The 12,737-nt window shown below is 58.0% G+C and carries 12 protein-coding genes; all 12 read right to left on the reverse strand.

Annotated elements, in window-relative coordinates; all coding sequences use genetic code 11:
• Positions 1-103: 103 nt before the first annotated feature.
• A complete protein-coding gene (locus EOB59_RS20065) occupies positions 104-430 on the reverse strand; it encodes a hypothetical protein (protein WP_245481758.1) in 327 nt (108 codons plus the stop codon).
• 686 nt (positions 431-1,116) lie between these two features.
• Positions 1,117-2,175 carry a DUF977 family protein gene (locus tag EOB59_RS20070; protein ID WP_128289074.1) on the reverse strand — a complete coding sequence of 353 codons (1,059 nt, stop codon included), beginning with the start codon at positions 2,173-2,175 and terminating at the stop codon, positions 1,117-1,119.
• Positions 2,176-2,326: 151 nt separating this feature from the next.
• Entirely contained in the window at positions 2,327-2,761 is a 435-nt protein-coding gene (locus EOB59_RS20075; protein ID WP_127295725.1) for a hypothetical protein, read from the reverse strand.
• A 57-nt stretch (positions 2,762-2,818) separates the two neighbouring features.
• The gene (locus EOB59_RS20080; RefSeq protein WP_128289075.1) at positions 2,819-3,961 is read right to left on the reverse strand and encodes a glycosyltransferase family 4 protein; all 1,143 of its coding nucleotides are present in this window, start codon (positions 3,959-3,961) and stop codon (positions 2,819-2,821) included.
• A complete protein-coding gene (locus tag EOB59_RS20085; RefSeq protein WP_164895695.1) occupies positions 3,958-5,115 on the reverse strand; it encodes a glycosyltransferase in 1,158 nt (385 codons plus the stop codon). The genes EOB59_RS20080 and EOB59_RS20085 overlap by 4 nt, the downstream gene beginning before the upstream one ends.
• Positions 5,093-5,902, reverse strand: coding sequence for a methyltransferase domain-containing protein (locus EOB59_RS20090; RefSeq protein WP_128289076.1), 810 nt, complete (start codon positions 5,900-5,902; stop codon positions 5,093-5,095). The genes EOB59_RS20085 and EOB59_RS20090 overlap by 23 nt, the downstream gene beginning before the upstream one ends.
• 5 nt (positions 5,903-5,907) lie before the next feature.
• Positions 5,908-6,684 carry a class I SAM-dependent methyltransferase gene (locus tag EOB59_RS20095; protein WP_164895696.1) on the reverse strand — a complete coding sequence of 259 codons (777 nt, stop codon included), beginning with the start codon at positions 6,682-6,684 and terminating at the stop codon, positions 5,908-5,910.
• A complete protein-coding gene (locus EOB59_RS20100) occupies positions 6,677-7,945 on the reverse strand; it encodes a hypothetical protein (protein WP_128289078.1) in 1,269 nt (422 codons plus the stop codon). The genes EOB59_RS20095 and EOB59_RS20100 overlap by 8 nt, the downstream gene beginning before the upstream one ends.
• Complete coding sequence (locus EOB59_RS20105; RefSeq protein WP_164873884.1) at positions 7,942-8,772, reverse strand: glycosyltransferase; 831 nt, start codon at positions 8,770-8,772, stop codon at positions 7,942-7,944. The genes EOB59_RS20100 and EOB59_RS20105 overlap by 4 nt, the downstream gene beginning before the upstream one ends.
• A 97-nt stretch (positions 8,773-8,869) precedes the next feature.
• Positions 8,870-9,895, reverse strand: coding sequence for an NAD-dependent epimerase (locus EOB59_RS20110; protein ID WP_127395597.1), 1,026 nt, complete (start codon positions 9,893-9,895; stop codon positions 8,870-8,872).
• Positions 9,895-11,169 carry a nucleotide sugar dehydrogenase gene (locus EOB59_RS20115; protein ID WP_127810984.1) on the reverse strand — a complete coding sequence of 425 codons (1,275 nt, stop codon included), beginning with the start codon at positions 11,167-11,169 and terminating at the stop codon, positions 9,895-9,897. The genes EOB59_RS20110 and EOB59_RS20115 overlap by 1 nt, the downstream gene beginning before the upstream one ends.
• A 43-nt stretch (positions 11,170-11,212) precedes the next feature.
• Complete coding sequence (locus EOB59_RS20120; RefSeq protein WP_245486678.1) at positions 11,213-12,490, reverse strand: sugar transferase; 1,278 nt, start codon at positions 12,488-12,490, stop codon at positions 11,213-11,215.
• Positions 12,491-12,737: the final 247 nt, after the last annotated feature.

Consider the following 12,737-nt stretch of genomic DNA (forward strand, 5'->3'; position numbering starts at 1 on the left):
GCCCCAAGCAATAGAACAATATGGTTAACAAACCCAATAAACCAGCCGGGCCGCCGACCTTTCCAGACCCTTCTCTACAGCGGCCGACGCCGCCATATCTTCGTCAGCGGCTGACGCCGTTGTCGTCGTCCTGCGTCGCCGCGAGCACGCCAGACGTCAGAAGCGCCCCGGCGAAAATCGCCTCCGGCGGACCGAACCCGGCGCCGCCGCCGGAGGGCTGAATAGCAGCCGTCTTCTCAGAGCCGACAAGCTTGAGGCAAATGTTGTTGCCAAGGCGGGAAACGTCGAGGCTCGAATTGGCCGAAACCTCCAGATTGCAGCCGCCGACCAGAACGGAGGCCGCGCCGTTGGCGCCAACCACCACACGGCTGCCGAAATCGAGCGCGCTTCCAACCTTGGCAGCGCCATAGCCCGCCGTCTGCGACACCATCACATCACCGGTGGCGGAACGGATGGATCCGATCGGGTTTGCCGAACCTTGATAGGGTGTCGCGCAGCTGCACGAAGCATCCTGGGCAAACGATGAAGCTGAACCAAACCCGATTGACACGACAAATACGGCAAGCGCAGTTTTAACCACAAGGCTCATCAGTCTTCGATCCCTTCTTGCTGCACCACTTCAGACGCACCCCAGTCAAAGGCATTGCATCAGCGCGTACCAGTTTTTCGCCACAATTCCAACCTGTTTCGCGCGCGCGAGGCGATTTAAGCTGACGCGTGTCTGTCCAAGCACAGTACTTTAGCCAGATCGCATTAATAGTCTTCGACTACCTGTCACAGGTTTCTTACTATCGGAAAAAAATTTGAGGTCTCCTTTCCGCGGTGACTGGCTCGATAAGCTTTGGGCAAGCTGAGCGCGCCAAACCTTTCGCCAACCAACCTAATGTATTGAATTATCGATACATTTTTCGGTAGATATTCCTTGATGGCAGCCGCGCGATTTCGACCATTGGTCGTGCTGACAGCATGTAATTCGAGATCGGCTCGATACCAATCGCGGCCAACGGGGTAGGCGGCCGGCTCGGCTACCATTCCTGCTCTCCCGCCATAGAGATCTGCTCCATGCCCCAACCGCGATCCAACTCACCAAGTCGACGTGCCTCAGACTTGGCGCCTTTACCGCCTATTTTGGCCGTACCACGTTCCCTTGCCGGTTCCATGTTGGGCCAGATGGTTCGCTTCGACCAGAATTGCCAAGTGTTTTTTGACGGTGTTTCGGTTTGCACCTGTCAGGTTGACGATCTCGCTGATGGTTATGCGCCCACGCTCATTGATGGCCTCAACGATTTGCAGAGAGAGTTCCGGCAACGTGCCGAGCACAAGACGTTCCCGCTCGATTTTTTTCTCCAACCTCCGCTTTTGCTGCTGCAGAGCGCGCAGGAAATACACAGCCCATGGTTGCCAATTGGGGTTCGGGCTGCGGATCGTCTTCTGAGTCTGGCGTAGCGCCAGATAGTAGCCTTCCTTGCTGTTCTCAATCACGCTTTCGAGGGAAGAGTAAGGCACATACGCATATCCGCTGCGCATCAGCAGGAGCGTCGTCAGAACGCGTGACAGCCTTCCATTCCCGTCCTGGAATGGGTGTATCTCCAAAAACACCACCGTAAAGATTGCGACGACGAGCAGAGGGTGCAGGCTTTGCTCGTTGAGTGTGTCGCGTGTCCACTCGACAAGCTCTTTCATCCGCTTCGGCGTATCGAAAGGCGTCGCCGTTTCGAAGATGACGCCGATCTCTTTTCCGTCGGCATCGAACGCACTGACATTATTGGCGAGTGTCTTATATGCACCGCGGTGGCGTTCATCCTTGTTGCTGAACGCCAGCAGGTCACGGTGTAGCTGTGTCAGGTGGTTTTCGGTCAGATCAATCGCATCGAAATGCGCGAAGATCATTTCCATGACCTGCGCATATCCGGCGACTTCCTGCTCGTCTCGGGACTCAAAGAATTTGATGTCGAGGTTGGCGAGCAGCCGCTCCACTTCGCCGTCAGTAAGCCTGCTTCCTTCGATACGGGTAGAAGAGCCAATGCTCTCGATGGTCGCGACGCGGCGCAGAGCCGATAGGCGTTCCGGAGCGAGCGCGCCCAGCGCTCGCCAAGCCCCTTTGAATTCGTCGATCTCCGAGACCAGAGCAAGGATCTCGGTGGTAATTTGCAGAGAGTCTATCTTCAGGGTCATACCCACAAGTATACCCAAAAATACCCGAAAATTCAAGAACCGGCATACCCAATAAAGGACCCATAAATACCCAAATGCGGGCGCCGGCCAGCTTGAGAACAAGACCCACTCACTTCGCCGCAAGAGCCTCCGGTCTGTACTGGCGACCTGCTCAGCAAGGTTTGTACGTTGCGCCGGCCTGAACCGGCTGGCCGCAGAGAATTCCGCCCTGCGTAAGTATGGTGGCCAAATCTTCCCCCTCAGCCGTCAGGCACTGCACAACAAGGGTATCGCCAACCCTGGAAGCGATCTTGCCGTCGCAAGGTGTTCCGGCACCGACAGGTTTGCAGGCCAGGACGAGCCCCTGGTAGTCTCGGCGCGCCGCTTCCGTCACCAGGAGGCGCATGGCCTGAGGCCTGGAAAACGCCGCCCCGCACAGCAGGATCTTGCGACCGCCGACACGCAGATCATCGACCGATGGAATGGCGAGCTTGCCGTCAAACGGCTTGAGCTCGGCTACCGGCTTCGCGGGGGACGGGCCGCCCCTCTGCATCACGATGATGCCCAGAAAGCCAACACCAAACAAAACTGCCACGACGGCAAGCAACGCTATGCTCCTGACTGACAAAACCATCCTCCCTCCGACCCTGTGCGGCCGGTCCGCTCATTTCGTCGCAAGGGCGCTCAGTCTTTCTATCTGCTGCATGTACTTCTCGATGACGATCGTTTCCGAAAACTGCCGCTCGACCTTGTTTCTGCTCTGGGCTCCCATCCTGTCCCTGGACGAGTCGTCCAGCCGCGCAAACTCGACCATCTTGCTCGCAAGGTCATCAGGGTCCCTCACCTTGCATAGGAAGCCATTGACCGCGTGGTCCACCACTTCCCTGCATCCTGGCACGTCGGTTGCGATCAGCGGCTTGCCCATCGCAGCCGCCTCGAGCAGCGAGCGCGGCGTTCCCTCCCTGTAGGAGGGCAACACGACACAATCCGCGGCACCAATGAAAGGCCGCACATCGTCGGTGGAGCCGAGATATTCGACCAATCCCTCGCCAACCCATTTTTCCACGTGTTCGCGGTTGACCGCGGTCCGGTTTTCGACATCAAGAAAGCCGAGTAGCTGGAAACGCACTCCGGGCACCTCACGGCAAACCCGACGGGCCGCCGTGATGAACTCGCCGACACCCTTGTCCCAGAGAAGCCGGGCCACGAGAAGAAAGATGATGGCGCCAGACCCGGTGCGCGCTTCGGGCGAAGGGGCAAAACGCACGAGGTCGATGCCGGAGCCAGGCAAAAGCGCGGTTCGATCCTTGCGAACCAGGCGTTCGTTGACGAACAGCATCCGGTCATCGTCATTCTGGAAGAAAACCATTTTGGAACGGGCCAATGCCACCCGGTACAAGGCCTTGGCAATCCTGAGCAGCAGACCACCGCGGACGAACGCTGTCCCCAATCCCGAAATGTTGTTGATGACGGGAATGCCGTTCAGATTGGCCGCGATGGAGCCGAACACATTGGGCTTGATCGTGAAGCCGACAAAGGCCAGCGGTCTCTCGCGCCGCAAGAGACGCCAGTAGCGCCACAGAAGGACCAAATCCCGCAACGGTGACGTGCCGGAATTGTCCATGTCGAGTTCGACATAGCGGCAGTCCATGGCCGCAATCAGCGGAGAATACTCGTCTCTCGGCGCGACGACGACCACGTCATAGCCGCGGCTCCGCAGCGCCTCGATCAGTCCCTTGCGAAAATTGACGACATTCCAGGATGTGTTTATCGAGACGACTATCTTGTTGCGAGCAACGGCCGTCATCGCTGCCCACCCGGATATGACAACGGCGTTCTCAACAGCATATCCGCAAACCGATCCGGCGATCTTTCCGACAAGGTCTTTCCGTACAAGGCCGACCGATCACCACCTTGAATGACCTTCAGCAGTGCTTCCGCAATTTCCGACGCGCCAAAGCCGGCTGAAATCTCCAGGCCCGACAGCATGTCCAGATCTCCCGCACAGGGGGTGGTGACGATGCCGGGAATCCGGCAAGCCATCATTTCCAGAAGGACGTTGGGAAATCCCTCCGTCGCCGACGTGAGAATGCCGGCACGCGCTGCGCGAAACAGCGGAAACGGGTTGTCTCTCTGGCCGAGCAGATTGAGTCGCGAGGTCAGATCAAGCTTGCCGGCGCGGGCTCTCAACTCCGCTTCCATGGGGCCAGAGCCAACCATGGTCAGCTCATAATCCTCGCCGGTCCTTCGTCTGACTTCGGCCAGCACATCAACCGCGATCATCGGACGCTTCACATCAATCAGCCGGCCGCACCAGACTATCTGCGGACGGCGTGAAAGTATCTCGGCGTCGTGCCCCGACGATGCTTCCATGGACATTTTGACGATGAGATCTTCGTCGACCGGGTTGGGCAAAGTACACAGCTTGGCGATTGCTCGCCGGGGCAATACGTCACGCAGGCGTTCATTCATATAGCTCGTTTGCGCGACTATCATGTCCTGGCTGCCATAGGCAGCGTAGAGCGCCTTGTAAGCGAGCGCGCGAGGACCCTTGAAGCGATCCAGAAGTACCGTGGACTCGCGGGCGACCAGCCTATGGCTGCGGAGAAGTCCAACGCTTCGGGCGGCAGCCAGAAACGAGTTTACCCGTGCGTGGCTCGAGAACACCAAATCGTACCGACGCCGGATCAGCCGCGGGGCGAGCAAAAACTCGCTCATGGCCTTGCCGCCGCCATAGCCGTAGCTGCACCGAATTCCGTCCTGGTGTGATCCAGCGGCCTCGCCCGCCGCCTGGCTACCCAAGAAGCCGATTTCGACGTCCCAGTCGGGTCGCCTCGCGAGTGCGCGCGCAACAAGTTTCAGGATGGTTTCGGCACCGCCTCTTCTGTCGAGCGGAATGGCGATCAGCGCGAGCTTCCTTTTCATGGGCCGCGGGAACTCACTGTTTTCGCCGAAAGACATAGGCGTAGGTTTCAGCGGCATCCTTGCGGAGGAACAGGGCCGAAACGCCTAACCAGATGCGCCAGGCAAGAAAGGCCGGCACGAAAAAATAGAAGTAGGAGCTTTTCCAGAACAGACGGCGCTCGATAAGTTCCAGGTCGTTCCGTTTTGCGATTGTTTCGACGTCACTGGGCAAGCACTTGTCGTAGAAGGCCGGAAACCCGTCATGACCCATGCCCTTTTCAGGATAGATCGCAAAAAGCAGCCGTCGCTTCATCCCCTCCGGCAGGACCCGATTCAATCTGGCAAAAACGGCGTTGCGCGAGGGCGAGAAAATGGCAACCATGCCTCCCGGTTTCACGCAACTGGCAATGCCGCGCAGGGCGCCCTCGCCATCACGGACGTGCTCGAGCGTTGCTTGGCAAATGACGACGTCGGCATCGCCCCTCCCCCTAAACGAGGTAAGGTCCGCTTCAATCTCCTCGTCGTATATTCCGCGTGGCGCTTTCGACAACTCTTCCGCGTCGAGGTCGAGCCCAACGACAAAAAGCCCCAGGCGCCGCTTCTCCGAAAGACTGACGAACGGCCTGGCACCCCCGCCAAGATCGTAAACCCGAGCGTTTGAGGTAAGTAAGGGAGGTGCTATCTCCGTCGCAAAGGTCCGGTTGCCGTCGATGCGAAGGCGCCGCGGCAGAGCACTGTCCAGGAACTCGGAAATGGCCACATTCGTGCGAACAAACTTTCGCAATATCGACACTGCTTCACCACCGGTTTCGTTTGGCGATCTGCGCCCACTCGGATTTGACATCCGCGCTATATCCTGTGGAAGACGTAGAGCCGCGTATGATGCGAAAATGGGCCGAGCAACCGGTCCGCAGCAGCACGCAAACCTCTCAGGATTCCATTCTTACTGTCGTACCAGGCCTGCATCGGCTTGGAGAAAAATGTCTCGTCCTTCAGCCCCTTGAAGCCTCCCCTCGGCTGTGATCCCAGAAGCTTGAAGCCGTGCTGTTCGAAATTGGAAACAATCGAAGACGGCTCAAGAACGAACTGGTAAAATCCGGCCCGTTCACCTGGAAACCTGGGATAGAGACCCATTCTGATCTTCAGCCGCCGGAGAGGAGAAATGCTCGGCACTGTCACGAAGGCAACTCCTCCTGACCGGATGATGCGCTTCATCTCCAATGCGATCTCATCGTAACCGTCGAAGAAGTGCTCGATCACCCCCAGAGACCACACCCCATCGAAGAATTCGTCCGCGAAGCCCGTTGCTCGAACATCCCCCACGGTCACTTGCAAATGGGGCGCGGCACGATTCACCATCCCCACGGTCTTCTGCGCGAAGTCGATCCCGTAGGCGGAAAAGCCTGCCTGGTCGAGGCCATGGACCGTATTGGCCAAGCCACATCCAGCGTCCAGGATCTTGGCCGATCCGGTCAGGTATCGCTTGGTGGTTTCAACGACAAAGCGATCCGGCCTCAAGACAATCCCTTCGGCCCAGTGAGAATCCCAATAGTCGTCATCAGCCACCGTGCCGACATGGACGATGCGCCTGTTTTTCTCGTCGTAGAATGCTTTCTTCTCATTCATTTCTGGCATCCGGACCGACCATCAAAACGGTGCGCTGTTTCGCACCAGGCCCTTGATCTGCAATCACATTCCTCAATGCGAAAAAGGAACAGCCAGCGGCAACGACATATCCGAACAAAAATGCCATTTCACTGCCAAGAGGCACCCGCCACCAAAGGCCCAATGCCGCCAGACAACAGCAAGCCAACGCCCCTATCGCGTAGGAATAGGTCAACGTCATCGCTTTGCTCGACCTAAGCGCAAAAGGATCGATGATCACTTTCTTCGTCCTGTTGACCAGAACAGCACAAGAAACGATCCCGAACACCACAGGATCAAAAGACTTCCCCAGCCATCCGGATGCATGGCCCGAGAAAAACAGGCCAACTATTCCGGCCGCGGCCACGGTCGCAAAAATGAGTGCGATGGCCGCTCCCTCGAACAGTCCGCGCCGAAACTCCCTGACGTTTCCATTTGCGGCACTGAGAAACGCCCTTGGCACAAATACGAAGCTGGCCGCATTCATGAAGAAGCCGACGGACCGTTGTGAAAGATCGACGCAAAACGAGAAGACACCGAGATGGGTCTCGGAGCCAAGCAACAAAACAATGTATCGAATGCCGACAAACACGCCGCTCTCGGCCAGATTGCTCAACACAAATCCCCAGCCTGTAACCAGAGACCCGGCAAGATAGGAAAAGCCAGGCCGTCTCAGATTCATAGGTCCCAGGAAGGCAAATGAAATCAGCGCTCCGACGAAATAGCTGAGCGAAAAGGCTGCAAGAGCCGAGCCTACTTTCGCATCGCCGACAAGCAGGATTATGGCTCCTGCCTGGTATGCGACGGCCTGGCCAATCGCCGACCAACCGTACGCCCACAAACGCAGTTGTGACCTCAAAATCTCTTGAAGTGCGGTGTGCAAGCCGAAAGAAACGATGATGGTCGCGGCAACGGCATTGCCAAATCCCAGCCACGTCATTGCCAGTCCAGCCAGAACGACAAACAACACCACAACTGCCAGCACGGTCAAAATGGACGATACGTACTCTCTACCCATTCCCGCGGCATGCATTTTTGCGGAAACCGGCATTATCGAATAGGTCGCGACTCCAAAAACAAGTGTCGAAATAAATGAAACTGTCGCAATCGTCGTGCTGAAAACACCGTACTGTCCAGTCTCCAGATGGCTGCCGATGTACAGCAACGTCGCTATGTTCAGAAGACCAGGAACAATTCGTATTACGATGGCTTCCACCAACTTCCACAGGCTGGCTTCTTTCATGAAGTCACCCGCACGAATGACCTCTTGAGCAAGAACGGGAAACTCAAGACACCAAAGCTCAAACAGGCAAGAACCGCCTTGCCCAAGAACCGAACTGACCGATATCGTCCTAGCCAGAACGCCTTGATGTAGTTCAAGTTCAGCAACAACATCGGGTATGCATTTTGTCGCTGAAGAAGCCGAATCCTTGCCGTCATCCCCTCCGGCAAATATCGTTTTTGTCCAATCTCGACATTGACACAGATAACGTCGTATTCGATCGCCAATCTGGACCAGAGAAGAGATGTTGGAACGCGGCGGAACCGCCCCGCTGGGGGCACGGCAACCCGTTTAAGCAAAGGAGTTTTGATGACCTCCTTCTTGTCGCCGACCACCCGTTCGTCGGCCCGCATCTTTATCAGGTTTGTCCGTTCCGACGGAAACGGCTCTGCTGCCGTCTCTGGGTGGCCAAGAGCCATCGAGAACACAAAACCCGCAATCTTCTCATCGACACCTCTCTGCGAGAGGTGCTCACAGACTTCCGGCAGGCGATCGGTGAAGAGATCGTCGTCATCATCGAAGACCATGCAATAGTCGCCAGTGGCGGAAGCAATCGCCGAAAACATCGCGCGGCCTCTGCCGTCATTCGGGCCGGTGGTGACCACCAAACTGGCATCGCGAGATGCGATTTCCGCAAGCGCTTCGTTCGTTCCGTCGGTCGAACCGTCGACATGGACGCATATCTGCAATGGGCAGTCCGTACGCAACAGTTGCTGAACCAGCGCCGCAACGCGATCCCGCCGATTGAACGTGGGGATGCAGACGCTCAATAGCGCCTGGGACTGCAATGGATTGCAGACTGCCTGTTTGCGAGCCGTATCGATTCCATCTGCTCCTGGTTACGCGATCATGGAACAGCGCGGATCAGCCGGGAAACGCCGAGCCTTATCCCCGCGCAAAATACGCCTTGTACCACTCGACGAACCGCCCGACGCCCTCGGTCACCGTCGTCGCCGGGCGGTAGCCGACCGCCTGCTCCAGCGCCGAGGTGTCGGCGAAGGTATCGGGCACGTCGCCGGGCTGCAGCGGCAAGAGTTCGACGATGGCTTTGCGGCCCAGCGCGTTTTCCAGCGCCTCGACATAGGCGGTCAGCTTCACCGGGTTGTTGTTGCCGATGTTGAAGATGCGCCAGGGGGCGCTGCTTGTGGCCGGATCGGGACGGCTGGAGTCCCAGGCGGCATTGCCCGTGGCCGGGCTGTCGCTGGCGCGGATCACGCCTTCGGCGATGTCATCGACATAGGTGAAGTCGCGCGTGTGGTTGCCGTTGTTGAACAGCTTGATCGGCTCGCCGGCCAGGATGTTCCTGGTGAACAGGAACAGCGCCATGTCCGGGCGACCCCAGGGACCATACACCGTGAAGAAGCGAAGCCCGGTCGTCGGCAATCCGAACAGATGGCTGTAGCTGTGCGCCATCAGTTCGTTGGCGCGCTTGGTCGCGGCGTAGAACTGCAGCGGATGGTCGGCCGGACGATGCTCGGAAAACGGCATGTCGGTGTTGGCACCGTAGACACTCGACGTGCTGGCATAGGTCAGGTGCGCGACGGCGCTGTTGCGGCAGGCCTCCAGCATGTTGGTGTAGGCGATGATGTTGCTTTCGACATAGGCATGCGGGTTTTCCAGGCTGTAGCGAACCCCGGCCTGGGCGGCGAGATGGATCACCCGGTCGAATGCATGGTCGGCAAAGCAGGCGTCGACCACGCTCTTGTCGGCGAGATTGCCGCGGATGAAATGATAGCCGGCATTGGTCTTGCGGCTCGCCTCGTCCAGAAGCCGCAGCCTCGCCTCCTTGATCTCCGGATCGTAATAGTCGTTGACGTTGTCGATGCCGACGACCTCGTCACCGCGCTCCAGCAGCCGCTTCGCTACGTGATATCCTATGAAGCCGGCCGCGCCGGTGACCAGAACCTTCATCAGAAACGCCCATCCGTGACATGCCTGGGGAACAGACCCTTGATGTCGTAGATGACGCCCGGGGTCTTGCAAAGCGCCATCAGGCCGTCGACGCCTAACGCGCGGAACTGCCTGTGGCCGACGGCCACGATAACGCCGTCATAACGCATGTCGGGAATGTCCTTCATGCTGGCTACGCCGAAGGCACGCGCGCATTCCTGCGCGTCGACCCAGGGGTCCCATATGTCGATGCCGGCGTTGTATTCCTTCAGTTGGGCAACGATATCGGCGACCTTGGAATTCCTCAGGTCCGGACAATTTTCCTTGAAGGCCGCGCCCATCACCAGAATCCGGCTGCCAACGACAGGTATTCCCTTGCGCATCATCAGGCGGGCCGTCTGATCCGCCGCGTGCCGACCCATGCCGTCATTGATACGGCGGCCAGCAAGAATCACCTCCGGATGATAGCCGAGTTCCTGGGCCTTGTGGGTGAGATAGTAGGGATCGACGCCGATGCAGTGGCCGCCGACGAGACCAGGCGTGAAGCGCAGGAAATTCCATTTGGTGCCGGCGGCTTCCAGCACTTCGGACGTATCGATGCCGAGCTTGCCGAAGATAAGCGACAACTCGTTCATCAGCGCGATGTTGAGGTCGCGCTGAGTGTTCTCGATGACCTTGGCCGCTTCGGCGACCGCAATGCTCGAGGTACGGTGTGTGCCTGCCGGCACGATCGAGGCATAGAGCGCATCGATACCTTCGGCCGCTTCCGGCGTCGAGCCGCTGGTGACCTTGACGATCGTTTGCAACCGATGCTCGCGGTCGCCCGGATTGATGCGCTCGGGACTGTAGCCGAGGAAGAACCCCTCATTGTAGCGCAGGCCCGAATGTTTCTCGATCAGCGGCGCGCACACCTCTTCCGTGCAGCCGGGATAGACCGTCGATTCGAAGATCACCACCGCGCCTGGCGATATGACCTCGCCGACAAAAGTCGATGCCATGATCAGCGGTTTCAGATCCGGACGGTTGGCCCTGTCGATCGGCGTTGGAACCGTGACGATGAAAATCCCGCAATCGCGCAGATCGGCCTTGTCGGTGGTGAATGTCAGCCGCGACGCAGCACTGATCTCATCGCTGCTGGCTTCCAGCGTATGGTCGTCGCCACGCCTCAGCGCGTCCACCCTCGACTGGTCGATGTCGAAACCGACGACATCCCTGCCGGCGCCGAAGGCGACCGCCAGCGGCAGGCCGACATAGCCAAGCCCGATGATCGCTATTTTCCTGGAGGCGAGATCCATCTGCTTCCTGCGCTTGCTATTCCAGAGCCATGCTTCGCATTGGTTATCTCGCACCAAAGCCGGTAAGCATCGTTTTCAGCGTCTTGAGAGTTATCAAAACGTCCAGCCAAGGCGAAAAGTTCTTTATGTAATAGAAATCATAGTGCAATTTTTCCATAACGTCATCGACGGCAGCCACATGCCCCTGATTTACTTGTGCCCACCCACTTATGCCCGGCCTGACGATATGCCTGTAGCGGTAGAATGGCAGCTCAGCCTCGTACCACTGCGACAGCACGACAGCTTCCGGCCGCGGCCCGATCCAACTCATTTCGCCACGCAGGATGTTGATGACCTGCGGCAGTTCGTCGATCCTGGATTTTCGCAGGAAACGCCCGACTCTGGTGATGCGGTCATCGTCGTGCCTGGTGATCGCCCTTTCCTTTTCGCTGCCGGCGCCAGAGTGCTGGCGCATCGAGCGAAACTTGTAGACCGTGCAGATCTTGCCCCGGTAGCCCATGCGTTGCTGGCGAAACAGCGCAGGACCATCGGAATCCAGCCGGATCAGCAGCGCTATCAACGCCAGAACGGGGGAAAGAACGATGATCAAGACAAGTGCCGAGACCCAGTCGACCGCCTGCTTGATCTTGAGATAGGCCTGGTTCGGATTGAGCGAACCAAGCGTGTTTTCCGACAGGTGCTCGATCTCGACCCGACCGGTCAGCGACTCTCTGACCTGCTTGACGTGGTATACGGGCGTTCCCGAAAGGGCCCGATCCGCGATGTATCGTTCCCATTCCGCGCCAAGATCGGCACGCAGATCAACGACCACGCCGCTGGCTCTTTCGATTATCGTACTGGTCGACTTGATCCAAAACCAATGCACACCCGGTAACGTCTTGAGGCGCTCGACATCTCCGCCGGGAATCACCACGAGCCGGTACGGATCGAGACGCCGCGTCAACAGGCTCAGGCCGAAGTACCAGAGCGTGGACTGCGTGAAACTGGCGGCAGCCTGAAACCGGCTGTACTCGAACCGAAAAAAGAAGATGGTCAGGAAAACAGCCCCGTAGGACAGGGCAAATGTCGGCAAGATGTAACTTGCCGCGGCCACGCCTGGGAAATTTCCGATGCGGCGATAAGACAAGAAGCCCACAAGGTGCGCGATGACCGCAGCGGCTACTGTTACCTGAAGATTGGCCGAATAGATGAATTCAGGATTGAAGACAATCCGGATGATCGCCGGCGCAAAAATCGCGAATGTCAGTCCGCCAAGCAGTTGAAACCGAATCCTGAACAGGAAGTGCCGGCTTCCGACAATAGTCGACGCTGCGACATTCAACGTCTTCCCCCCTTCCCCGAAGCTGCCGTATCGGCGACAGACCAGCGCGATAGCGCATCTGACCTGATCGTTCACAACAACGAATCGGACGTCTCGCCCCCCGGCGATTCGATACAGTCGAAGACCAAGAGCTACGACAGCGCGGTCGCGCCAGCAAGCATCTATTTCTCAGATCAACAGTTCGGGAAATTGAAAAGCCTGGGCTAATAAAGCGACTTAATGATCATTACTGAAGATGTCGCAGCGT

This window comes from Mesorhizobium sp. M7A.F.Ca.MR.176.00.0.0, from assembly GCF_004023165.1.
Taxonomy (GTDB): Bacteria; Pseudomonadota; Alphaproteobacteria; order Rhizobiales; family Rhizobiaceae; genus Mesorhizobium.